Below are 22,097 nucleotides of genomic sequence, written 5' to 3' on the forward strand. Positions count from 1 at the left end.
TTCAAGCTATCGACGACGAAGACGCGAAGCTAGTCAAATAGCACAACTCCAGCCAGGACTATTCTGATGACAATGTCAATAAAATTATTCCGGACAGCAGTGCGCGAACGCGGGGATCCATGTTGCACAGTATGGTGGTTAAAATGGATTCCCGCGTTCGCGGGAATGACGTGCCAAGCGCTATAACCGGTAACCCTAACTTAACGGCATTAGACTCTGACCTTAATTGTTTTTTGTTTTTTGTTTTTTGTTGATTGGTGGAAAAGCCTTGTCGGGCAAGGACAACGCGCTATGATGGAATTCGATGCGCGTTGTCAATTCGCTACATTTCCTTAAGTTTGATCCCATTTTAGTATAATAAATTCCTTATATGAAACATATAAGGATGGCTATAATTCGGTGGTTCTCCTGGGGGCTAATCGGCGTCGCAGTGGGATGAAAACGGGGTTTCGCGGGCGCGCGCGCGGCCGGTATAACGTATTTGATTCTCCTTGATAACATCTTCGGTTACCCCTTATACTTCGAAGGTTTTAGCTTGTGCGTATAGGCAACTTGCCAGGTGTCGATAGTGCATCATGATTAAGCGAGAATGGGACTTGAGGCGTAACTGCGCAATCGCGCCGCGCCAACTTGGTTTTTTCTATGCAATCCTCTGTGCCACGTCGCTTGCCGTGGCAATCGGCTTTACCTTGCGCGGCGCCTGGTTCGTATTGCTGTTTGCGGTGTTGGAAATGTCTGCGGTAGCTATCGCATTCCTGATCTATGCACGACATGCCACGGACCGCGAGCACATAGCGATGCTGGACGATTATCTGCTTGTGGAATTGATACAGGCACAGGAAATTCGACAATTCAAGCTGGATTTGCGTTCAGTCCGGATTGCGGTGCAGGAGACAAACAAGGGCCTCATCGATATTGAAGCGCTTGGCACCAGGATTGAGGTAGGGCGGTTTTTGACGGAATGGAAGCGGCGCGAGTTTGTTCTGGAGCTGCGGCAGGAGCTACAGCGCAACCGAGTGTCTGGCGGTTGACATAATTATAATTTTGGGCTTTTGAGGAAATCATGGAATATGCGAAGCGCCTTATATCGTTGATGCTCGGTGCGTTGCTCTTGTCGGCAGCTTTGCCGTCTTGGGCGGTGGTAGATAGCCCGGGTGGTCCAGCGGTACTGCAGATGAACTTTCAACCGCCGGTGACACAAATCGCTCAGCAAATCTATGATCTGCATCACTTGATGCTGATCATTTGCATAGTGATCTTCCTCGCTGTTTTCGGGGTGATGTTCTACTCGATTCTCAAGCATCGCAAATCGCTCGGCCACAAATCGGCCAGCTTCCACGAAAGTACCGGCGTCGAAATCGCCTGGACCGTGGTGCCTTTCCTTATCGTTATCGGCATGGCGCTGCCTGCCACCAAGACGGTAGTGGCGATGAAGGACACTTCCAATGCCGATATCACGATCAAGGTCACCGGCATGCAATGGAAATGGGGCTACGACTACCTGAACGGCGACGGCTCCGGTATTTCCTTCCTGTCCAACCTGTCGACGCCACACGAACAAATCGTTGATTCGACCAAGGTCAAGAACGACAACTATCTGATCGAAGTCGACAATCCGATGGTGGTTCCGGTCAACAAGAAGGTTCGCATCATCACCACGGCTAACGACGTGATCCACTCCTGGGGCATTCCTGCATTCGGCGTCAAGCAAGATGCTATTCCCGGATTTGTGCGCGATACCTGGTTCAAGGCAGAGAAGGTCGGCACCTACCGCGGCCAATGCGTTGAGCTGTGCGGTAAAGACCACGCCTTCATGCCGATCGTTGTCGAAGTCCTGAGCGAAGCCGACTACAAAGCCTGGGTCGATGGCAAGAAAAAGGAAATGGCTGCCCAGGCAGACGATCCGACCAAGACCTGGACCATCGACGAGTTGAAACAACGCGGCGAAAAAGTCTACACAGCCAATTGCGCGGTTTGCCACCAGGCTACCGGCAAGGGCGTGCCCGGCGCCTTCCCGCCGCTCGATGGCGACCCGGTCGTCAACGGCCCGCGTGCAGCGCAGATCAATGTCGTGCTGAACGGCAAAGTCGATGGCAGCATGCAAATGCCAGCCTGGAAAGCCGTGTTGTCGGATACCGAAATTGCTGCGGTGATTACCTACACCCGTAACAACTGGTCCAACAAAGCCCAGGAAAATATTGTCCAACCAGCTGAAGTGCTGGCTGCGCGTAAGTAATACTTAGGAGATTGAGATGAGCACTACCGCAGTCGATCACGCACACGATCACTCTCACGACGACCACGCGCATGACCATCCACACGGCTGGCGGCGCTGGTTGTTTGCAACCAATCACAAGGATATCGGTACCCTGTACCTGTGGTTCTCCTTCACCATGCTGCTGTCCGGCGGCGTGCTGGCATTGCTGATCCGCGCCGAGCTGTTCCAGCCCGGCCTGCAATTCTTCAAGCCGGAATTCTTCAATCAGCTAACCACCATGCACGGGTTGATCATGGTGTTCGGCGCGATCATGCCGGCTTTCGTCGGCTTCGCCAACTGGATGATCCCGCTGCAAATCGGCGCCTCCGACATGGCCTTTGCGCGGATGAACAACTTCTCGTTCTGGCTGATGCCGCCGGCTGCCTTGCTGCTGCTGACTTCGTTCCTGGTTCCTGGCGGCGCAACCGCTGCCGGCTGGACTCTGTATGCGCCGCTGTCGACGCAAATGGGACCTGGCATGGACATGGCGATTTTCGCCATCCATATCATGGGTGCATCGTCGATCATGGGTTCGATCAACATCATCACCACCATCCTCAACATGCGCGCGCCTGGCATGACGCTGATGAAGATGCCGATGTTCTGCTGGACCTGGCTGATTACCGCTTACCTGCTGATCGCCGTGATGCCTGTTTTGGCTGGCGCGATCACCATGACACTGACCGACCGCCACTTCGGCACCTCGTTCTTTAACGCTGCCGGCGGCGGTGATCCGGTAATGTATCAACACATTTTCTGGTTCTTCGGACATCCAGAGGTATATATCATGATTCTGCCGGCGTTCGGTATCGTGTCGCAGATCATCCCGGCATTCGCCCGCAAGCAATTGTTCGGCTATGCATCGATGGTGTACGCCACTGCCTCGATCGCGATCCTGTCGTTCATCGTCTGGGCTCACCACATGTTCACCACCGGCATGCCGGTAACTGCGCAGCTGTTCTTCATGTACGCAACCATGCTCATCGCGGTGCCGACCGGCGTCAAGATTTTCAACTGGATCGCTACCATGTGGCGCGGTTCGATGACTTTCGAAACACCTATGCTGTTCGCGATCGGCTTCATCTTCGTGTTCACCATGGGCGGCTTCACCGGCCTGATCCTGGCGGTAACCCCGATCGACATCCAGATGCAGGATACCTACTACGTGGTAGCGCATTTCCACTACGTGCTGGTGGCCGGTTCCCTGTTCGCCCTGTTCGCCGGTTACTACTACTGGGGTCCGAAGTGGACCGGTTTCATGTACAACGAAACCCGCGGCAAGATCCATTTCTGGAATTCGCTGGTCTGGTTCAACGTGGCATTCTTCCCGATGCACTTCCTGGGCCTGGCCGGCATGCCACGCCGCTACGCCGATTATCCGGCGCAGTTCACCGATTTCAACATGCTGGCTTCGATCGGCGCCTTGGGCTTCGGCCTGAGCCAGGTCTACTTCCTGTTCTTTGTGGTCATTCCATCGATCAAGGGCGGCAAGAAGGCAGCCGACAAGCCATGGGATGGGGCCGAGGGCCTGGAATGGACCGTGCCTAGCCCGGCACCTTTCCATACTTTCGAAACGCCACCGACCTTTAAATAATGGAAGCGGCGGGGGAGCTGGCAAGACCAGGCAAATCCCGCCAATTCTGTGAGACTGACCAAAATGAGCGCCCCAAAAAAGCCTAATAACGTACGTACCGGATTGCTGGTAGGTCTGCTTGCCTTGAGCTTTTTCATCGCGATCTTCGTCAAGATGTTGTGGTTCAAGTAAATGACCAACCCTGCGGATAACGAGGCGAAGGCCGAAACAAGAAAACTGAATTGGCAGATGCTCGGCAAGCTGACGGTAATTGCCGTGTTGATGTTCGGTTTCGGTTATGGCCTGGTGCCGGTGTATAAAAAGATTTGCGAGATTACCGGCGTCAATTTTCTGACGCCGAAAGATGCAACGGTGGAAGCACCGACCAATTCCCAGGTCGACAAGACGCGGACGATTACTGTCGAATTCGACGGTAATTCGCAAGGTCCATGGCGCTTCCGGCCGACAGTCAGCAGCCTGCAGGTGCATCCGGGTGAAATGACGCAGGTGGTATATGAAGTGGTGAACAAGCAATCGCGCAAGATGGATGCTCAGGCGATTCCGAGTTATGCACCGCAGCAGGCAGCGGCTTTCTTCAAGAAAGTCGAGTGTTTCTGTTTCACCCAGCAAACTCTCGGCCCGAACCAGGCCAAGGAAATGCCGGTGGTGTTTTACATAGATCCTGCTATACCTAAAGATGTTAAGGTAATCACGTTGTCCTATACGTTTTTTGAAATTGCAGGGCAGCCGGATAAGTCGACCTAAATGCGCCGACCTGAACAAGCAACCTGAATCCAGGTAACCTGGCAGAGTAACGTGGGGTATCAAATGTCGGATCTGAAGGAAGCAAGTCGCCGCAAAGCCTCATTCGGCGCCACCATGAAGGCCGTATTCTGGTCGTTCTTCGGGGTCCGCAAGAGGAAAGATTACGAAAGCGATGCGGCCGGTTTGAATCCGGTGCATGTAGTGATAGCCGGCATACTTGGCGCCTTGATTTTTATTGCGATCCTGATCACCATTGTGAAACTGGTTGTCGCTAAGTGAGCTGCAATATGGACGGGTAGCGGGGTAGGGGGCAGGCTTTTTGCCCACGCGGATAACGAGTTCCGAAAAATCTAACAACAGCAACTATTTAAATTTGTATCGGGAGATGGAAATGAGTTCTCAACAAGGTAGTGCACCTTACTATTTCGTCCCTGGCCCATCCAGGTGGCCAGTGCTGGGAGGTGTATCGCTATTGGCTACAATGGCGGGCGCCGCAGCGTGGGTCAATAGCGTTGTGTGGGGCCCTGAGCTGTGCGTCATCGGCATCTTGTCTTTCCTGGTAGTACTGTACAAATGGTTCGGCGATTCCATCCGTGAATCCGAAGGCGGTTTGTACAGTGCGCGTATCGACACTTCATATCGCTGGAGCATGAGCTGGTTCATCTTCTCCGAAGTGATGTTTTTCGCTGCGTTCTTTGGCGCCTTGTTTTACGCACGGAGCATTTCCATGCCATGGCTCGGCGACCTCGACAACAAGCTGCTGTGGCCAGATTTCGCGGCACATTGGGGCAATGCCGGGCCGGCCGGTACCATCGAAGCCTTCAGCACCATGGGGCCATTCCCGATCCCGACTATCAATACCGCCTTGCTGCTGTCATCGGGCGTCACGCTGACGATTTCCCATCACGCCTTGCGTTCCGGCCATCGCGCCAAGACGGCATTCTGGCTGTTCGCAACGATTGTGCTGGGCGCCACCTTCATGGGCTTCCAGGCTGCCGAATACATTGAAGCGTATAGCGATTTCAACCTGAAACTGACTTCCGGCGTCTACGGCTCTACATTCTTCCTGCTGACCGGTTTCCACGGCTTCCATGTGACCATCGGCGCCATCATGTTGTCAGTGGTACTGTATCGCGTGCTCAAAGGGCATTTCACTCCGGAGCACCATTTCGCATTTGAAGGCGCGGCCTGGTACTGGCACTTTGTGGACGTGGTCTGGCTTGGCCTGTATGTCGTGGTGTACTGGTTGTAATAGCAAAAGCGAATCAGACGCATAAATTAACCGCATACAAAAAAGGCCACACTTCGGTGCGGCCTTTTTTACTGCAAATCCTTCGGAGAGTCCTTCGGAGAGTCCTGCAAGCAATGCGCTACAGCAATGATGCGATGCGTAGCTTAGTGCAGCCCGGTAGGCTGGATATACCCGAATTTGTATAAGACCAGCAGCAGGATGAACAGGGCGACCGAGAAACCGACACGCATGGTCAGGGCCTGTACCGTACGATTGCTTTTACCTTTGTCGCGCATCAGGAAAAGCAATGCCGAGAACAGGCTGCCAATGATCAGGATGAAGGCAATGGCAACGACGATTTTCATTTTATGGGCCAGGAAAATAGAGACTAAGGCGGTATTGTAATGCCAATCAGATTCCATTTTCGCTTGATTCCGTTTGTAGCGACTGTATTGCTGGTGGTGCTGGGCATAGCGTTGGCACAATGGCAAACGCGGCGCGGCGATCAAAAGCAGGCGATCGAAACCAAATTATTGCAACGCGAAGCCGATGCTACTGTCAAATTCGGCGACGGATCGCAGGGCATCGATCAACTCGAATTTAGGCACATGGCGTTGCGCGGTGAATTTATTGCCGGCTGGCCGGTCTATCTCGACAATCGTCCGTTGAACGGCGTCGCCGGATTTTATGTACTGATGCCGTTCAGACTTGTTGTATCGAATGCGGGGGGAGATAGCTACGTGTTGGTAGCACGCGGCTGGTTGCCGCGCGATCCGGCGGATCGCAGCAAGTTGCCGTCCTACCCGACGCCAGCCGGCATAATTGAGATAGAAGGGCTGGTCAGACGTGATTTCGGCCATGTTTTGCAACTGGGCAATGCGGCCTCACTGCAGCCTCAGGCAATTGTGCAAAACCTGGGGATAGACGAATTCGCGGCGGCCAGCAAGTTCAAGCTGCAGCCGTTCGTGATCGAGCAAACCAGCAACACCGACGATCATCTGCTGCGCGATTGGCCCAGGCCTTCGCTCGGTATCGAAAAGCACCGTGGCTACGCATTTCAATGGTATGCGCTGGCGGTGATGGCGTTCATTTTTTTTGTTGTGACAGGATTTAGACGTGGATCAGAAAACACCAACAAGCCAGCCGATCAACGCTCCGGCTGAAAACAAGCAGCGCCAGGGCGGCCGCTGGAAATTGTTCGCGGTGATTGCGGTATGCGCAGCGCCCATGATTGCTTCCTATTTTACGTATTACGTCATCAAGCCGCAGAGCCGCAATAACTACGGTGCGCTGCTCGATCCGCGCGACTATCCTGTCCCTGAGCTGGGCAGCACCGCGCTGGATGGCAAGCCGCTCACTCTGGATGCCTACAAAGGCAAATGGCTGATGGTGCAGATCGATAGCGGTGAATGCCAGAAGGCTTGCCAGGACAAGCTGTTCGAGATGCGCCAGCTGCGCCTGATGCAAGGCAAGGAAATGGAGCGGATTGAGCGCGTCTGGCTGATTACCGATGACCAGCCTCTGTCAACTATGGTGATGCGTGAATACGATGGCACCAGGCTGTTGCGGGTGAAGCCGGACTTGCTGAAAGCATGGCTGCCGACAGACGCCAATACCAGCGCCGCCGATCATATCTACCTGATCGATCCGCTCGGCCATCTGATGATGCGCTTCCCCAAGGATGCCGATCCAAACCTGGTCAAAAAAGACTTGTCCAAGTTGCTGCGGGCTTCGGCGATAGGATGAGCCGATGACAACACCTATGTTATTTCAGCTGGGCAGCATGGGATTGCTGGTTGCCTTGCTGGCGTTCTGCGTGGTCTGGGTTTCCAGCGACACCAATAAATATCGCAAGCTGGTATGGGTAACGCTGTTCCTGACGTTCGACCTGATCATGTTCGGCGCCTTCACCCGCTTGACCGATTCCGGCCTCGGCTGCCCCGACTGGCCAGGCTGCTACGGACATTCCAACCCGCTGCAGGCGCATGCGCATATCAGCGCGGCCCAGGAAGCCCTGCCGGACGGCCCGGTGACAGTAATGAAAGCCTGGATCGAAATGACCCATCGTTATTTCGCGATGGGCGTTGGCGTGCTGATCATTGCCTTGATGGTGATTGCCTGGATGCGCTGGTTTAAGGGAGTCTCAAATAACCCCGTTGCGTCATCGGCGACCCCGTCATTCCCGCGAACGCGGGAATCCAATTTACGCAGCAACTTGGATTCCTGCGCTCGCGGGAATGACGGAGAGCTTCGTGATCGCATTGAGGCAACGCAACATTCGGCGCAGAGGCAGGCGAAGTTTTCACCATGGTTTCCAACCGTGCTATTTTTATTCGTCTGCCTGCAAGGCGCTTTCGGCGCCTGGACCGTGACGCAAAAACTGCAGCCTGTGATCGTGACTACGCATCTGCTGCTTGGCCTGACCTTGCTGGCGATGCTGACCTGGCTCGGCGCGCGTCAAAGCGCGCATGCTCCGGTCGCGGCCAGCGCTGCTACTCTAGTGAAGCCGGCCTTGATCGGCATGTTGCTATTGGTGCTGCAGATTGCTTTGGGCGGATGGGTAAGTACTAACTACGCCGCGCTGGCCTGTACCGATTTCCCTACGTGTCACGGCGCACTGGTGCCGCATATGGATTTTGCCAATGGATTTACCCTGTGGCGCCATCTGGGCATGACTGCCGACGGTGAATTTCTGTCGTTCCAGGCATTGACGGCGATTCACTGGACCCACCGCAGCTTCGCTTTCGTAGTGATTGCCTTCATCGTCTGGCTGGCCTGCAAAGCCTTACGCACCCAAGGTTTGCAAAAAACCGGCCGCTGGCTGCTGATTATTGTTGGCTTGCAATTGATTACCGGCTTGTCTACTATTTTCCTGAACTGGCCGCTGGCGATTGCCGTAGCGCACAATGGTGGGGCAGCGCTGCTGCTGCTGTTGCTGGTCATGTTAAACTATAAGGCTAGACTTGCTCCTGGCGTGTATTCGGTTTCGGGAGCGCCAAGCCATCCCGTACCAGATCGCCTCAACCCGCAACCATGACCGCTTTGACCATACCACCTAATCGAATTGCCCAGTATTGGGCGCTGACCAAGCCGCGGGTTACGCAGCTGGCGGTATTTTGCGCGGTGATCGGCATGTTCCTGTCCACCCCGGGCTTGCCCGATTGGCAACGCCTGATTTCAGCCACTATCGGCATCTGGCTGCTGGCCGGCGCGGCTTTTGCCGTCAACTGCCTGGTCGAGCGTGAAATCGATTCGCGCATGGCGCGCACTGCACGGCGGCCTATGGCGCGCGGTGAAATCACCGTGCCCCAGACGCTGATATTTTCCGGCGTGATAGGCGGGCTCGGCATGTGGGTGCTGTACAACTTCGTCAATCCGCTGACCATGTGGCTGACCTTCGCCACGTTTGTCGGCTACGCAATTATCTACACCATCATCCTGAAGCCGGCGACGCCGCAAAATATCGTCATCGGCGGCCTGGCGGGCGCCATGCCGCCAGCCTTGGGCTGGGCCGCGATCGCCAACGACGTGCCGATGCAGGCCTGGCTGCTAGTGATGATCATCTTTGTCTGGACCCCGCCGCATTTCTGGGCGCTGGCCATGTACCGGCGTGACGACTACGCCAAATCGGGTTTGCCGATGTTGCCCATCACGCATGGCATGAAGTTCACCCAGTTCCAGATCCTGCTGTACACGATTGCCTTGGTAGCCACCACCATGCTGCCGTTTGCGGTCGGCATGAGCGGCCTGATTTACCTGGCCAGCGCAACGGTGCTGGGCCTGGTTTTCCTCTGGCACGCATGGCAGATTTACCGGCATTACACCGATTTGATTGCGCGCAAGACTTTCGCTTATTCAATCGTCTATCTGTCGCTGCTGTTCGCCGCTCTGCTGGTCGATCACTATCTCAAATTTTGAAAGCAAACATGAAGCGTGTGACTCCTGTCGTCTCCATTTTCGCAAGGCTGCTGATGGCGCTGTCGGTGTTGTCTGTGTTGTCGTTAACCGCCTGCGGCGACAAATCGACAGGCGGAAGCCAGGAAATGACTTTGTCGCCAGCCAAGAGTGCGTTCATCAACACTGACGTCACCGGCCTCGGCTACGCCCGCGATTTTGCTCTGACAGACCACACCGGCAAGCCGCGCACGCTGGCGGACTATAAGGGCAAGGCGGTGGTAGTGTTTTTCGGCTACACCCAATGCCCTGACGTTTGTCCGACCACCATGGTTGAGATGGCCGATGTCATGAAAGAGCTCGGGCCGCTGGCAAGCAAGGTGCAGGTATTGTTCGTTACGATTGATCCGGAGCGCGATACACAGGAGTTGTTGTCCCACTATGTGCCGGCGTTTGATCCAAGTTTTGTCGGTCTCTATGGCGACCAGGCGGCGACCGACAAGGTGGCTAAGGAATTCCGTGTGTTTTATCAAAAAGTACCTGGCAAAACGCCGGGCAGCTACACCATGGACCATACCGCCGGCAGCTATGTGTTTGATCCGGAAGGCCATATCCGCCTGTTCATACGTCATGGGCAGGGAGCCGACCCGATCGCCCACGATTTGAAATTGTTGTTGAAGTGATCGTAGCGTGGGCACGTTTTTGTGCCCACGCGTGAACTTACAACACTTACATACTTGTTTCCGTGCCACGAGGGTTTGTACTCTGGTTATCACGGTCACGCGTGGGCAAAAAAACTTGCCCACCCTACGAAAAAAAGGCAGCCAAGGCTACCTTTTTCTATTTGCAATCAGACGGATCGTCAGGCAAACGCTGCCAGCGAACCCTTCATCTTCTTCAACGCAACCGCTTCAATTTGCCGGATCCGTTCGGCCGATACGCCAAACTCATCCGCCAACTCATGCAGGGTGGCGCCGGAACCGTCATCGTTGGCCAGCCAGCGCGCTTCCACAATACGGCGTGAGCGATCGTCCAGCTTGCTCAAAGCCGATTCCAGGCCTTCCGACTGCATGCGGTCATAGCGTTGCGCTTCCAGCACTTTGCTGGGCTCTTGCGCTTCGGTGGACAGATAGGCGATCGGTGCAAATTTATCGTCATCGTCGTCAGTCGGCGCTTCCAGTGCGATGTCGCGGCCGGTCAGACGCGTTTCCATCTCGATCACTTCTTCGCGCTTGACGTTGAGGGTCTTGGCGAGCGCATCCACCTGGCTCGGTGTCATGGCGTCCAGACCTTCTTTGTGGCTGCGCAAGTTGAAAAACAGTTTACGCTGCGCTTTGGTGGTGGCTACTTTCACCAGGCGCCAGTTTTTCAGAATGTATTCATGCATTTCCGCCTTGATCCAATGCATTGCATACGACACCAGCCGTACGCCTTGGTCCGGATCAAAGCGCTTGACGGCCTTCATCAGGCCGATATTGCCTTCCTGAATCAGGTCGGCGTGCGGCAAACCGTAGCCGAGATAGCCGCGGGCAATCGACACCACCAGGCGCAAATGCGACAGCACCAGCTTTTGAGCGGCGCCGAGGTCGTTTTTGTCGCGCAATTGTTGTGCGAGCGAAATTTCTTGGTCATGTGTCAACATCGGCAGACGATTCACTGCCGAGATATACGCATCGATATTCCCCAGCGTGCCGGAAAAGCCGAGCGCCAAGGCATTGGTGTCGGTAGGCATTAAAGCTGTGTTGACTGATGGATTCTTCATTCTTTCTCCTTGCTGTCCGGCCAGCTAAAGCTGCCGGTAGATCAACGATCAGACGTTTGACTCGGATATATTAGCACTCTCTATTGTTGAGTGCTAATAGGATTTGTTAAAGAGTGTATATAGGGCGATGCTATCGATATTATTCTTTTGATTGCTCGATGCATGGAGTTAGAGAGGTAAATCTGGAGAAAGTTGCGTCCATGCGCAAGGAAATGCTGCGTAGCCGCACGATACTTTGGGCGTAAACCATTAGTTGTTATGTGGCAAGGTGTCAGACGGCAAGGTCTGGGGTCATCTCGAGGAAAGCGTCGTATGGGGCGTTCGACAGGAACTCACGCAATTGCGCCAGATGCGTGCTATCGGCAATGCTGATATACAGCCGCGCCGGCGGTTTGCGCAGCAGGCGGTTCAAGGTGACACGCAGGGTCAGGTTGCCGATACAGCAAAAGCAGCCGGGTGCGATCCGTTTAATATCCAGCGCATGCGGCAATACCGCCAATTTGCCGTCGGACAAGCCCTCCAGAATGAGTGCCGTGTCGAGGCAGGCGCCATTGCGTAGCAGGTCTTGCTCTATGGCTAAGTGGATGGCGGCCTCGCGCGAATTGGCTGAACCGCCGCTAACCAGAGTGGTGAGGGTCATACGCTTTCTATCGGGCTTCCAGTCGCCCACCATCCGTTCACTATCCGCCTTTTTTCGACAACTTTCCCGGATCAACGCCGAGCTGTTTCAGTTTGCGGTACAGATGAGTGCGTTCCAGCCCGGTTTTTTCCGCCACCCTGGTCATGCTGCCACTTTCGCGGATCAGGTGGTATTCAAAGTAGGCGCGCTCGAAAGCATCGCGTGCCTCGCGCAGAGGCAGGCCGAACGATGACGAAAACAAACTCTCCGATGCGACCGCAACCGATGGCATGGCAGCGATATGCGTTGTTTCAGACGATGTCGGGTTGCTAAAGCCGCTGCCAGTTGCAACCGCATCATTCAATTCATTCGAGGTGGCTGCCGGCTGCGGATACAGGGTTGGCGCCCGGGCAGTCTTGGGTCCTTGCGACAAGCCCTGCTGAACTGCTTTCAACAGCTTTTGCAAGGCAATCGGTTTTTCCAGGAAATTCAGGGCGCCGATGCGGGTTGCTTCTACCGCGGTGTCGATAGTGGCGTGACCGGACATCATGATGACAGGCATGGTCAGCAAGCCGTCACGCTGCCATTCCTTGAGGAGCGTGACGCCATCGGTGTCAGGCATCCAGATATCGAGCAGCACCAGATCGGGTACGCCGCCCTGACGAAATTCGCGAGCCTGTTGTGCATTTTCCGCGGCGGTTACTACATGCCCCTCGTCACCTAAAATTTCCGAGAGCAATTCCCGAATTCCCATTTCGTCGTCAACGACTAGGATGTTAGCCATGCGGTTGCCTTCCCATTTCCTGTTGCATCAAATCCCACTGTGTGGACGGTTCAGACAGTCCAGTTAAATTGTCGATGTCTCGTTGTTTTATTTCCGCGTCCGGATACATGCTATATCAGTCAACTGCCAATTTGCAGATGTTCTGTGTCAAATTATGGCCGAATCATGACTCGACGCTAACTTTAACAGCAAAATCAGGATTTTTGCGCCCTTTGTGTCGCTTCGGTTCTGCAGATCGATGCGTCCGCCGTGTTCGTCGATGATTTTTTTTACCATCGGCAAGCCCAGGCCGGTGCCACGCGGCTTCGAAGTGACGTACGGTTCGAAGGCCCGGGCCAGTATCTTGGGCGAAAAACCCGAGCCGTTATCGGTAATCGAAAGCCGCACCGCGGTGCGCGACAAGCCGTCCGAACTCTGGTAGCTGACACGTTCGGTGACCAGGTCGATACGCGGCGGCATGGGGTCGCCGCTCCTGTCCATGACGGCATCCTGGGCATTTTGCAAAAGATTATGGATTACCTGCCGCAGTTGCGTGGCGTCGCCCATGATCTTGGGTAAATCCTCTGCCAGCGATGCATGAATCATATCGCGCTCATCGCCGGCCAAATAGAGATGCAGGATTTCCGCCACCAGCACGTTCAAATCGAGCTCGCTCAGTACTGCCGGCGGCGTCTTGGCGTAATCGCGGAAATCGTCCACCATGCGCTTCATGGCGGCCACCTGGTTGACGATGGTGTCGGTGCTTTTCTTCAGGATGGCCGCATCATGGGTCATCAGTTTGTCTTCCAGTTTCATTTGCAAGCGCTCGGCCGAGAGCTGGATCGGCGTCAACGGGTTCTTGATTTCATGCGCCAGGCGGCGCGCCACTTCGCCCCAGGCAATCGAACGCTGGCCGGAGATGACGTCGGAAATATCGTCGAACACCACCACATAACCGGTGCGGTTCTCGACCGGCAGGCGCGAGCCGCGCGCCAGCAAGGTGATGTCGTCGCTATCATTGTTCTCGCCACTGTCGACCCGGCGCGGGATCTCGATCTGCTGTTGCCAGTGCAGCAGATCGGTACCGATCTTGCCGGTGGCGAATTGCGCATTCTGTTCCGAGAAGGCGTTGATGATGACTTCCGCGAAATGCGCCAGGCCGTCGATGATGGTGAGCGGCTGGCCGATGTGCGGCGAAAAATCGTACTGCAGGATACGTGCTACCGACTGGTTGCTGGTGACCAGGCGGAAATCGCCATCCAGCACCATCACGCCGGCCGACATATTCGCCAATACCGATTCCAGATAGGCTTTAGCATTTTCCAGTTCGCTGCGATTTTTTTCAACCGAGGCGCGGGCATCGTACAACTGGCGCGTCATCAGGTTGAAAGATTGAGTCAGGGTACCCAGTTCGTCCGAGGTGGCGACAATCGGCCGCGGCGACAGATTACCCTCAGCCACGGCTTTGGTACCCTCTGCCAGCAATAACAAAGGTTTGGCGAGATCGGTTGCGATCAGGAAGGCGCTGGCGATGGCGCCGAAAACCGCCAGCAGCAGGGTCAGCGTCAACGTCACCAGATAGATCTTGCGCAAGCCGGAACGGCCCAGCGAGCGTTCTTGATATTCGCTATAGGCAGAGCCGAGCGCTTCGGCATTGGTCGCCAGGTAGGCGGGCACGGGCTGTATCATTTGCAAAAAATGCGTTTCGTTTTGCAAGGAATCACTGCGTAGCGGCGCCGGAATTTCCACCACCACGTGCAGGCGCAGGTCGGTGGTCTCGTTGCCGGTGGCTGAGGCACCGGCGGCTGAGGCGCCTGCGGCGCTGCCGGCCGGGTTGTCCTGATCGCTTTCTATGGCGGAAAAGCCGCGCGGCAGACGGGCCTGCTGCAACATGGTTGGCGATGGTAAATTGGGCACCAGTGTTCCCAGGTGGCCGCCGACGGAAGCGATCACCTGGCCATTGGCGGTGACGATCGAGGCTTCCAGGTTCTGCTCGCTGAGCCGCCCCAGTTGGGTTGCCTGTGCAGAATTCGAGAGATCCGACCATTCCGATGCCAGCGTGCGTGCCCTGGAGCTGAGGTCGCCGAGCGATGATTCAAGCGCGGCATGGCTCAGGTTCAAGCCGGACTGCAATGCGGATTCGACATGGACGTCAAACCAGGATTCGATCGAGCGCGACACGAATTGCACCGAGACCAGATAAATCACGACCCCCGGCAAGATCCCGATCAGTGCAAACATGAACACCAGCTTGGCCGTCAGCCGGGAACCGAATTTGCCCTGCTTGTAACGCTTGTACAAGCGCGCGAGCAGTAGGCAGACCAGCAAAAACAGGGCTACCGCGACCAGCGCATTCATGCCTAGCAGCCATGAATAGTGCTTATCGAAAAAATCCGAATTGGCCGATGCGGAAGAAAGCAGGAACAGCAGGATGCTGACGATGGCGCCGCCGACCACCAGCAAATAGCGTAGCGCGCGCGACACGGCTATTCCGCCCTGTAGTTGAAGCTCTTCCAGTCGGAAGAAAAGCGCCAGTCGCTATTGTTGAGGGCGTTGACTTGAAACGGCTTGGAAAGCAATCCCAGATCGAGGCCCATGCGCACTGCGACCCGGTACACCTCGCCGCTCTTGAGAGCGCTCTTGTCGGCGATCAGCCAGCGGCTTGGCCGGCGGATCAGCGACAGGGCGTCGTCCAGCGTGTTGAAACTCTGTTGCAGACTGCCGTTGATGGCGACGTTATAACGGCGCGTGATGACGTTGTATTGCAAGCGGATGGTTTGGGTTGCAGTGATGGCCTTTTCGTCGAACCAGTACCAACGCGGCCGCGTCAGTTCGACATCGGTCGTGAAATACAGCGTGACGCCGCGATTGACCACATCTTCCAGGCCGCGATTGAGATCGAATGAAAACGTTGCCGACAACTTGTAGCCATCGTCGCCGGCTTCGATATGGGCCTGACTCAATTCAACGCCATCTGCTGCAGAGCTGGACGCAGGGCTAAAAGACAAAGCCAGCAGCAAAGCCAGCAGCCAGTATCTTATGAATTGAAGCAATGGTCGTGTCACTGGTTTCGGTTATGTTAAAAAGTTATTGCGGAAGTGCGTCAGCACTGCGGATGTACGACTACCAGCGCTACGAAGCGCTACCAGCCTCAGCATTTCTGGAACAGTGCGTAAAACAAGCCGTCATGATCACGTTCCCCATCGGCGGTTGGCAGCAATTGTCCGGGCGCGGGTAGCCTGCGCGCATTGTTTCTCTCGGCAAAAGCGACTGCCTGAGCCTCTGATTCTTGTGGCCATACGGAACATGTTACGAGTAACAATTTACCATCCGGGCGTAGCATCTGCCAAAGATTGTCCAGAATCTTTGCCGAAAGTGTTGCAAGTTGTTCGGTATCGGTCTTGCGTCGCAACCAGCGTATATCGGGATGGCGGCGCACGATACCGGAGGCGGTACAGGGAACATCAGCCAGGATCCGGTCGAAGGGCACGCCATCCCACCAGTCATTGCCCAGGCTCCCCAGGCTGGCGTCACCTAGTTGCAGTTTGGCTTGCAGTTGCAGGCGCTGCAGATTCTGGGTGATGCGTTGCAAGCGTTTCGGATTGTTGTCCAACGCAGTCAGGTCGACATCGGCAGACTCCAGGATATGACCGGTTTTGCCGCCAGGTGCGGCGCAGGCGTCCAGTACCCGCATGCCGTCCTGCAGGTCGAGCAATGGCGCGGCCAGTTGCGCGGCGGCGTCCTGCACCGACGCCAGGCCGTCTTCGAAACCGGGAATCTGAGCCACCGGTAGCGCGTTATCCAGGCGGATCGCATCAGGGCCGATTTGGCGCGCCGTTATAGAATGGCTTGCCAGCGTTTCCAGATAGGCGGCTACCGAGGTTTTGCGGCGGTTGACGCGCAAGGTCAGCGGCGGCGCCGTATTGCCGGCGGTGAGGATGGCTTGCCATTGCTGCGGATAGGCGGCTTTCATGCGGTCGATCCACCAGACCGGATAATTCCACAAGCCGAACGGCGTTTTGACGGCAATCGCGACCAACGCCTGGCGCTCGCGCAGGAAACGCCGCAGCACGGCATTCACCATGCCCTTGGCATGGGCCATTTGCGGATCGGAAGAGACCGCAGTGACTGCTTGATCGACCACCGTGAAATTCTCGTATGCAGGATCGTCGACATCGGCCAGCAGGCATAAGGCGGCGCACAGCAGGCAATGCAGCAAGGTCGGTTCCGGCGGACGGCTCGCCAGGTTGGCCAGCAAGGTTTCCGCGCGGCCGATGCCGCGCATGGTGCGATAAGCGATGTCTTGAATGGCGCCGCGCGTCGGCGCCGGTGCGGCCGATTGCGCAAATACCTGGGTCAGCGCCTGCGGCAGCGCCGCACCGTCGCGTACTAATGCAATGGCTTGGGCCGCACCTAACAGGCTAAAGGCGAGAGAATCTTTTTTGAGGGTCGAATAAGTCACAAGTGGTTCAAGTCGATTCTGCGGATTATGGTTGGGATTTTGGTTTATTAAAATTAGTTCTTGGTCAAAGCCAGTTTTATGCCCAAGGCAATAAACGCGGCGCCAACTGTGCGTTCCAGCCAATGCTTGATCTGCGGATTGTTGCTGGCGTGGCGTGTCAGCGTTCCGGCCAGCATGGCGGTGCCGCTGTTCCAGCATAGCGTGACGATGGAAAACACCGCGCCCAGCAGCAAAAAGGCAGCGATCTTATGCGGCGAATCATGGCGCACGAACTGCGGAAAGAACGACAGGAAAAACAAGATCACCTTGGGATTGAGCACATTGGTAATCAAGGCTTGCACAAAAATGGTCTTGTGCGAGCGCAGGTCGAGTTGCGGCATCTTTTCGTCTACGCTGGATTTCTTGCTGAGCAACATCTTGATACCGAGATAAATCAGGTAAGCGCCGCCCGCCAGCTTGACTGCCATAAAAGCGGTGGCGGAGGCCGCCAGCAGCGCCGTCAGGCCAAAGGCCGACAGGGTTGCGTGGATGCAGCAGCCGACCGTAATGCCCAGCGCCGACAGTAACCCGGCGCGGCGTCCCTGCGCCACGCTGCGGCCGACAATATAAGCGGTATCCGGGCCGGGAGTGGCGTTCAGTAGCAGGACAGCCATCAGGAACAGGCCGAAATCATTTATGCCGAAGGAAATCATGACGATGCAGCAAGGCGAATGGTAACAATGCGATTGTAGCGGGGATATGGTCGCTCACCTACAGTTGAGGGAGCGATTGTGGCGGCAAAGGTGAAATTCGGTGGAATTCGGCGAAATTTTAATATTTCTTGACAGCAATATTTGTTTGCCGTAGCGGATTAGCCGGCAAAGACATTCAATGTCGAATAAGCAATTGCTCGACTAAGGCGAGACGATGTCAGTTTGCCAAAGCAGAGGTTGATGCTGCCAGCGGTTGCTGTATGTACAGAGCATCGAGCCAGCGGCGGACATCCGCAAAAACCCGCTCGGCGCCGATTTCATTGAAAATTTCGTGATACATGCCGTCGTAGTCGCGCAACGTGGCAATCGCGGGCGGCAAAGCAGCATAAAAACGGCGGCTGCCGTCGGGATCGATGATGAGGTCGGCGCCGGCAATTACCAGCAGCGTCGGAATTGCCAGGGTGTGCGCCTGGCCAAGGGCGAATTTCCCTGAAAGCAGCATACTGTTCAGCAAGCGCGCGCTGATCTTGTTGTGCACCAGAGGATCACCGCTATAGGCTCGGGCAACCGCCGGATCATGCGACAGGTGATTGACATCCAGGCCATTGGGAACCGCCAAGCCGGGAGCCAGCACCGACATCATTTTGAGCAAGCCCAATTGGATCCGGCTCAGGCGCAAGGCCAAGCCCGGCGAGGATAATATCAGGCCGCGCAAGGGCGACATTCCGGCTACCGCAAAGCGTGCGGCGAACGAGCCGCCCATGCTGTGGCCGAACAACAAGGGAGCGCTGTTCGCCAGTTCCGGATAGCGCTGCTGCTGATGGCTGAGATCGTCCAGCACCAGCTTGGCGTCACGCAATAAGGCGGTCTCGTCGGGCACATCGCCGCGCGGACCGCCGGAGCGGCCGTGGCCGCGGTGATCGTAGCTGCGCACTAGCAGGCCGCAGCGATTGAAAAAGCGTACTACATGGGCATAGCGCCCGGCATGTTCTCCCAGTCCATGCATCAGCAGGATACTGCCTGCCAACGGCACCCCGGTATCGGGCTGCCAGTCGGTAACGGAGAGAGAAATGCCGTCTTCGGTCGTAAGCTGTTGCTCAAGACCGGAGGTCATCAGACGCCCCAGAGTACGTCGTTATTGTGCTTGTGCGCTTCGCGCAGCATTTCCAGCAAGGGATAAATCTTGTTGGCGAAGTTGACTGTCTGCACTGGCTCATGACCGCTGTCGTCGCCGGCTTCGTTGTGATGGGCGGCGATGTCGTGCTGCACGGTGTCGGAGATCGGGTGCGCACGGCTTTCCGATGTTTCCGCTTCCAGCAGGGCAATCGCTGCAGTTCCTTCTGCGGCGGTGATCACGCCGATTTTCACGTCTTTATGCAACAGGTCGAGGATGCGCTTTGCATCGTTTTCGAACATGGTGACTTCGGCCGATGCCTTGGATTTGAATGTAACTAACATAGAACCTCAGAATATTGTTTTTGATGAAAGAAGACATTGTACAGAATACCCCTTTGTTGAGGTGCTCGCTACTGCTGTCACTGCTGGTTACAGTGTTGGCACGGTACCCGGGATTTTCAATGGCGACAATGCTAATTATGCTTGAACGAAGAAATGAAAGTCTCCGCGTTTTCCCGTGAAACGGCTTTTTCCGGGCCCATCACGATGACTTGATAGATTTCCTTGTCCTTGCTGACAAAATGCCCGAACAAGACTTCCGGCTTGCCGCCGGGCGTGGCGCCGACCGCTTCGACGTCGATACTGGCTGACAGGCCCTGTGCATTGCTGGCGGCGGTGGTGGTTTTCTCTGCCTTGACGGTGCCTTTGATATTTTTCACCAGCGCGGTTTTCATCGCGATCAATGCCGCTTGCGCCTTGGCGGCATCGGGTACGGTGGCGCTGCCGACCGCGAATACCGTGTCGTCCACCTTGGCGGCAGTCATGGTCATCGTCACCGGTACGCCGTCGAGATCGATAGAACGGGCAAAGGTCGACGGTTTGGCGGGCAGTAACACGCTGTAAGGAGCGTCCTTGCTACGGACTTCGCGCCAGTTGAACTTGGGCGAGCAGGCCGCCAGCGCCAGCAGGGCGCAAGCGGTCAAGCAGTAGGTAAACAGGCGAGCAGATTTCACGAGATAGCGCAGTTGGCTGCGAAAATGGAAACAGCCCCTATGGTATCTGATGCTGAAAGGTGCGCACACCGAAAACTATGCCCAGGCATAGCAGCGCTATCCCTGCCATGACCAGCACGCCTGGCAGCGCATCGCGGAAAATGAAGGCATACAGCAGGGCCGACAAGGTTTCAAACACGATCAGCTGCGCCAGCAGAGCAGTCGGCAAGTGCTGGCTAGCCTTGTTCCAGAGCAGGATGCCGATCCAGGAAGCGCACAGGCCGATGATCAGCATCAAGCCGACAAATTGCAGCGGCCGCGGGCCGAACGGGAAAGCATAGGAGCCGCCCGCCAGCTTCAGGTAGGCGCCATAGCCGAACAATCCGATCAGCGCCAGCGGCAAGGTTGCCAAACCTTGCGCGGTAGCCCAGGTGGAGGAGCTGATATGCGGATTGGCGCGCAGATAGCGGGCATTGACAATCGGATACCAGGTCCACGCACCGACTGCAGCCGCTGCAATCAGGCAGCCCAGGACATAATCGGAAATCGAGCGCGTGTTGTTGCTGCCCGCCAGTCGCATATGCGTCAGCTCGGCGCTGTTCACACACAGGATGCCGATCGTGATGATCACCAGCGATGGCGCCAGGCGGCGCCAGGCAACGCTTTCCACTCCGTGGCCCGGCGACCAGTTGGAGAAAATTGAAATCACCACCGGCAAGGTGCCGATCAGCATGGTCGGCAGCGGCGCATCGGCCAGCTGGATCGCAGTCGCCAGTGCGGCGTAATACAACAGGTTGCCGATCAGCGAGAGTTTCAGGGCGGCGCGCCAGTCGGCCCGGGTCAGCGCGATTATGCGCTTGCGGTCAAGCACAGCCGGCACCAGCGCGATCAGGCCAAACGCCACATAACGGCCGAACGACAGCATCACGCCGGGGTAGTCGGGCAACATCAGCGGCGCGATGAACACCAGCCCCCACATCAGGCCTGCGCCCAAGGCGCATAACAGGCCGATCAGCATGACACGGGCCCTGCAATTAATTGAAGAGATGGCATGGAAAAATCAAGGTCGAGGTCAAGGATAAGTAACAACAATAACAATTTACTCATCATGCCCGTCTTCAGCTTAGCGGTCTTGTACCAATTTGCTGTTGATACTGCGCCGGCGTGACGCCATAGGCGCGCTTGAACCAGCGCGTCAGGTGACTTTGATCGGCCAGCCCGACGGCAGCGGCGGCGTCGGTTGGCGTGCTGCGCTGGGACAGCAAGGTCTTGGCGCGGGTAGTCCGGCGCGCTTGCAGGTATTGATGCGGGGTGGCGTGAAACTGGGCTGAAAATTCCCGCACAAAATGGAACATCGACATGCCGGCCTCTGCCGCCAAAGTGTCGATGTGCAAAGTCTGGTCCAGGTTAGCCTCGATGCAATCGAGTACGCGCCGCATCGCCAGCATGCGGCGCGGCTGGCCGGTAGCCGGTGTGGGAGCCGGCTGCAGATTCTTGCCATAGCGCCGCGTTACCTGGTCGATCAATACCGTGAAATGCGATACAAAAGCAAGGTCGTCCGGCGCCAGCCACATGCGCTTGAACAGTAACTGGAAACTGTCGGCGAGTGCCGGGTCGTGGGCCGTCGCAGTCGGGAAGTAAGCCTCGCTGCCGGTCAGTTCGCGCAGCAGTTGCGGCTCGATAAACAGCATCTGGTAAGTCCAGCCGGCGGCGATCTCGGCGTGGCCATCGTGCAGTTCATCAGGATTCAACAGCACCAGCGTACCGGCCGGGGCCAGATGCTGGGAACCCTTGTGGCGGAAACGTTCGACCCCGGTTTCAATCGCGCCCAATGAATACGCATCGTGTACATGCGGCGCAAATGCGTGATCGACCAGCCGTGCCGAATACAATTCCACGCCCGGCAGATGCGGGCTGGTCTTGAAGGTGACGAATTCGGACGGGTGGTGGAACATGGGGATACTCGGATTC

24 protein-coding genes are annotated in these 22,097 nt (G+C 56.2%); 11 read left to right on the top strand and 13 right to left on the bottom strand.

Annotated features, from left to right (window positions below):
• Nucleotides 1-575: 575 nt before the first annotated feature.
• From KHU29_RS20685 to KHU29_RS20710, 6 genes are all read left to right on the top strand, one after another.
• Entirely contained in the window at nt 576-1,031 is a 456-nt protein-coding gene (locus KHU29_RS20685) for a DUF2244 domain-containing protein (protein ID WP_211455221.1), read from the top strand.
• A 32-nt stretch (nt 1,032-1,063) separates the two neighbouring features.
• Nucleotides 1,064-2,236, top strand: a complete 1,173-nt coding sequence (gene coxB, locus KHU29_RS20690) for a cytochrome c oxidase subunit II (protein ID WP_211455222.1) — start codon at nt 1,064-1,066, stop codon at nt 2,234-2,236.
• 16 nt (nt 2,237-2,252) lie between these two features.
• Nucleotides 2,253-3,851 (top strand): cytochrome c oxidase subunit I, encoded by a 1,599-nt coding sequence (gene ctaD / locus KHU29_RS20695; RefSeq protein WP_211455223.1) that lies wholly within the window; start codon nt 2,253-2,255, stop codon nt 3,849-3,851.
• Nucleotides 3,852-4,022: 171 nt separating this feature from the next.
• Complete coding sequence (locus tag KHU29_RS20700; RefSeq protein WP_211455224.1) at nt 4,023-4,595, top strand: cytochrome c oxidase assembly protein; 573 nt, start codon at nt 4,023-4,025, stop codon at nt 4,593-4,595.
• Between the two features lie 63 nt (nt 4,596-4,658).
• A complete protein-coding gene (locus KHU29_RS20705; protein WP_092356017.1) occupies nt 4,659-4,874 on the top strand; it encodes a DUF2970 domain-containing protein in 216 nt (71 codons plus the stop codon).
• Nucleotides 4,875-4,986: 112 nt separating this feature from the next.
• Nucleotides 4,987-5,847: a cytochrome c oxidase subunit 3 gene (locus tag KHU29_RS20710; protein WP_211455225.1), complete on the top strand. Its 861-nt coding sequence runs from the start codon at nt 4,987-4,989 to the stop codon at nt 5,845-5,847.
• Between the two features lie 143 nt (nt 5,848-5,990).
• On the opposite strand, the gene KHU29_RS20715 is transcribed toward KHU29_RS20710, so the two are convergent.
• On the bottom strand, nt 5,991-6,191 hold the full coding sequence (locus KHU29_RS20715) for a twin transmembrane helix small protein (protein WP_092356010.1): 201 nt from the start codon (nt 6,189-6,191) through the stop codon (nt 5,991-5,993).
• Between the two features lie 39 nt (nt 6,192-6,230).
• On the opposite strand from KHU29_RS20715, the gene KHU29_RS20720 reads away from it, so the two are divergent.
• From KHU29_RS20720 to KHU29_RS20740, 5 genes are read left to right on the top strand one after another with little or no spacing between them, the layout of a single operon-like run.
• Nucleotides 6,231-6,989, top strand: a complete 759-nt coding sequence (locus KHU29_RS20720; RefSeq protein ID WP_211455226.1) for an SURF1 family protein — start codon at nt 6,231-6,233, stop codon at nt 6,987-6,989.
• Nucleotides 6,943-7,572 (top strand): SCO family protein, encoded by a 630-nt coding sequence (locus KHU29_RS20725; protein WP_211455227.1) that lies wholly within the window; start codon nt 6,943-6,945, stop codon nt 7,570-7,572. The genes KHU29_RS20720 and KHU29_RS20725 overlap by 47 nt, the downstream gene beginning before the upstream one ends.
• Before the next feature lie 16 nt (nt 7,573-7,588).
• A complete protein-coding gene (locus KHU29_RS20730; RefSeq protein WP_211455247.1) occupies nt 7,589-8,863 on the top strand; it encodes a COX15/CtaA family protein in 1,275 nt (424 codons plus the stop codon).
• Nucleotides 8,860-9,744 (top strand): heme o synthase, encoded by an 885-nt coding sequence (gene cyoE / locus KHU29_RS20735; RefSeq protein WP_211455228.1) that lies wholly within the window; start codon nt 8,860-8,862, stop codon nt 9,742-9,744. Before KHU29_RS20730 ends, cyoE begins: the two co-directional genes overlap by 4 nt.
• Before the next feature lie 8 nt (nt 9,745-9,752).
• Entirely contained in the window at nt 9,753-10,403 is a 651-nt protein-coding gene (locus tag KHU29_RS20740) for an SCO family protein (protein ID WP_211455229.1), read from the top strand.
• Nucleotides 10,404-10,582: 179 nt separating this feature from the next.
• Here the strand turns inward: KHU29_RS20740 and rpoH are convergent, their stop codons facing one another.
• From rpoH to KHU29_RS20800, 12 genes are all read right to left on the bottom strand, one after another.
• Nucleotides 10,583-11,482 carry an RNA polymerase sigma factor RpoH gene (gene rpoH, locus KHU29_RS20745; protein WP_211455230.1) on the bottom strand — a complete coding sequence of 300 codons (900 nt, stop codon included), beginning with the start codon at nt 11,480-11,482 and terminating at the stop codon, nt 10,583-10,585.
• Between the two features lie 271 nt (nt 11,483-11,753).
• On the bottom strand, nt 11,754-12,122 hold the full coding sequence (locus tag KHU29_RS20750; RefSeq protein WP_211455231.1) for a GTPase: 369 nt from the start codon (nt 12,120-12,122) through the stop codon (nt 11,754-11,756).
• Between the two features lie 40 nt (nt 12,123-12,162).
• Complete coding sequence (locus KHU29_RS20755) at nt 12,163-12,885, bottom strand: response regulator (protein WP_211455232.1); 723 nt, start codon at nt 12,883-12,885, stop codon at nt 12,163-12,165.
• Nucleotides 12,886-13,032: 147 nt separating this feature from the next.
• A complete protein-coding gene (locus KHU29_RS20760) occupies nt 13,033-15,348 on the bottom strand; it encodes a sensor histidine kinase (RefSeq protein WP_211455233.1) in 2,316 nt (771 codons plus the stop codon).
• 2 nt (nt 15,349-15,350) lie between these two features.
• Nucleotides 15,351-15,917: a DUF4390 domain-containing protein gene (locus tag KHU29_RS20765; RefSeq protein WP_246542383.1), complete on the bottom strand. Its 567-nt coding sequence runs from the start codon at nt 15,915-15,917 to the stop codon at nt 15,351-15,353.
• Between the two features lie 98 nt (nt 15,918-16,015).
• Nucleotides 16,016-17,326: a 16S rRNA (cytosine(967)-C(5))-methyltransferase RsmB gene (rsmB, locus tag KHU29_RS20770; protein ID WP_211455235.1), complete on the bottom strand. Its 1,311-nt coding sequence runs from the start codon at nt 17,324-17,326 to the stop codon at nt 16,016-16,018.
• Nucleotides 17,327-17,379: 53 nt separating this feature from the next.
• Nucleotides 17,380-18,018 carry a LysE family translocator gene (locus KHU29_RS20775; RefSeq protein WP_211455236.1) on the bottom strand — a complete coding sequence of 213 codons (639 nt, stop codon included), beginning with the start codon at nt 18,016-18,018 and terminating at the stop codon, nt 17,380-17,382.
• Nucleotides 18,019-18,235: 217 nt separating this feature from the next.
• Nucleotides 18,236-19,132 (bottom strand): alpha/beta hydrolase, encoded by an 897-nt coding sequence (locus KHU29_RS20780; RefSeq protein ID WP_246542386.1) that lies wholly within the window; start codon nt 19,130-19,132, stop codon nt 18,236-18,238.
• On the bottom strand, nt 19,132-19,476 hold the full coding sequence (locus KHU29_RS20785) for a DUF1840 domain-containing protein (protein WP_211455237.1): 345 nt from the start codon (nt 19,474-19,476) through the stop codon (nt 19,132-19,134). The genes KHU29_RS20780 and KHU29_RS20785 overlap by 1 nt, the downstream gene beginning before the upstream one ends.
• A 131-nt stretch (nt 19,477-19,607) precedes the next feature.
• A complete protein-coding gene (locus KHU29_RS20790) occupies nt 19,608-20,147 on the bottom strand; it encodes a hypothetical protein (protein ID WP_343216085.1) in 540 nt (179 codons plus the stop codon).
• 37 nt (nt 20,148-20,184) lie between these two features.
• Nucleotides 20,185-21,144, bottom strand: coding sequence for a DMT family transporter (locus KHU29_RS20795; RefSeq protein WP_211455239.1), 960 nt, complete (start codon nt 21,142-21,144; stop codon nt 20,185-20,187).
• Nucleotides 21,145-21,244: 100 nt separating this feature from the next.
• Entirely contained in the window at nt 21,245-22,081 is an 837-nt protein-coding gene (locus KHU29_RS20800; protein WP_211455240.1) for an AraC family transcriptional regulator, read from the bottom strand.
• Between the last annotated feature and the right edge of the window lie 16 nt (nt 22,082-22,097).

Origin of the sequence: Collimonas antrihumi, from assembly GCF_018304965.1 — a bacterium.
Taxonomy (GTDB): Bacteria; Pseudomonadota; Gammaproteobacteria; order Burkholderiales; family Burkholderiaceae_D; genus Collimonas; species Collimonas antrihumi.

What these genes read in the sequence shown, in the direction of transcription:
- KHU29_RS20685 (WP_211455221.1), top strand. Translation starts at nt 576, where the DNA reads ATGATTAAGCGAGAATGGGACTTGAGGCGTAACTGCGCAATCGCGCCG.
- coxB (WP_211455222.1), top strand. Translation starts at nt 1,064, where the DNA reads ATGGAATATGCGAAGCGCCTTATATCGTTGATGCTCGGTGCGTTGCTC.
- ctaD (WP_211455223.1), top strand. Translation starts at nt 2,253, where the DNA reads ATGAGCACTACCGCAGTCGATCACGCACACGATCACTCTCACGACGAC.
- KHU29_RS20700 (WP_211455224.1), top strand. Translation starts at nt 4,023, where the DNA reads ATGACCAACCCTGCGGATAACGAGGCGAAGGCCGAAACAAGAAAACTG.
- KHU29_RS20705 (WP_092356017.1), top strand. Translation starts at nt 4,659, where the DNA reads ATGTCGGATCTGAAGGAAGCAAGTCGCCGCAAAGCCTCATTCGGCGCC.
- KHU29_RS20710 (WP_211455225.1), top strand. Translation starts at nt 4,987, where the DNA reads ATGAGTTCTCAACAAGGTAGTGCACCTTACTATTTCGTCCCTGGCCCA.
- KHU29_RS20715 (WP_092356010.1), bottom strand. Translation starts at nt 6,191, where the DNA reads ATGAAAATCGTCGTTGCCATTGCCTTCATCCTGATCATTGGCAGCCTG.
- KHU29_RS20720 (WP_211455226.1), top strand. Translation starts at nt 6,231, where the DNA reads ATGCCAATCAGATTCCATTTTCGCTTGATTCCGTTTGTAGCGACTGTA.
- KHU29_RS20730 (WP_211455247.1), top strand. Translation starts at nt 7,589, where the DNA reads ATGTTATTTCAGCTGGGCAGCATGGGATTGCTGGTTGCCTTGCTGGCG.
- cyoE (WP_211455228.1), top strand. Translation starts at nt 8,860, where the DNA reads ATGACCGCTTTGACCATACCACCTAATCGAATTGCCCAGTATTGGGCG.
- KHU29_RS20740 (WP_211455229.1), top strand. Translation starts at nt 9,753, where the DNA reads ATGAAGCGTGTGACTCCTGTCGTCTCCATTTTCGCAAGGCTGCTGATG.
- rpoH (WP_211455230.1), bottom strand. Translation starts at nt 11,482, where the DNA reads ATGAAGAATCCATCAGTCAACACAGCTTTAATGCCTACCGACACCAAT.
- KHU29_RS20750 (WP_211455231.1), bottom strand. Translation starts at nt 12,122, where the DNA reads ATGACCCTCACCACTCTGGTTAGCGGCGGTTCAGCCAATTCGCGCGAG.
- KHU29_RS20755 (WP_211455232.1), bottom strand. Translation starts at nt 12,885, where the DNA reads ATGGCTAACATCCTAGTCGTTGACGACGAAATGGGAATTCGGGAATTG.
- KHU29_RS20775 (WP_211455236.1), bottom strand. Translation starts at nt 18,018, where the DNA reads ATGATTTCCTTCGGCATAAATGATTTCGGCCTGTTCCTGATGGCTGTC.
- KHU29_RS20780 (WP_246542386.1), bottom strand. Translation starts at nt 19,132, where the DNA reads ATGACCTCCGGTCTTGAGCAACAGCTTACGACCGAAGACGGCATTTCT.
- KHU29_RS20785 (WP_211455237.1), bottom strand. Translation starts at nt 19,476, where the DNA reads ATGTTAGTTACATTCAAATCCAAGGCATCGGCCGAAGTCACCATGTTC.
- KHU29_RS20795 (WP_211455239.1), bottom strand. Translation starts at nt 21,144, where the DNA reads ATGCTGATCGGCCTGTTATGCGCCTTGGGCGCAGGCCTGATGTGGGGG.
- KHU29_RS20800 (WP_211455240.1), bottom strand. Translation starts at nt 22,081, where the DNA reads ATGTTCCACCACCCGTCCGAATTCGTCACCTTCAAGACCAGCCCGCAT.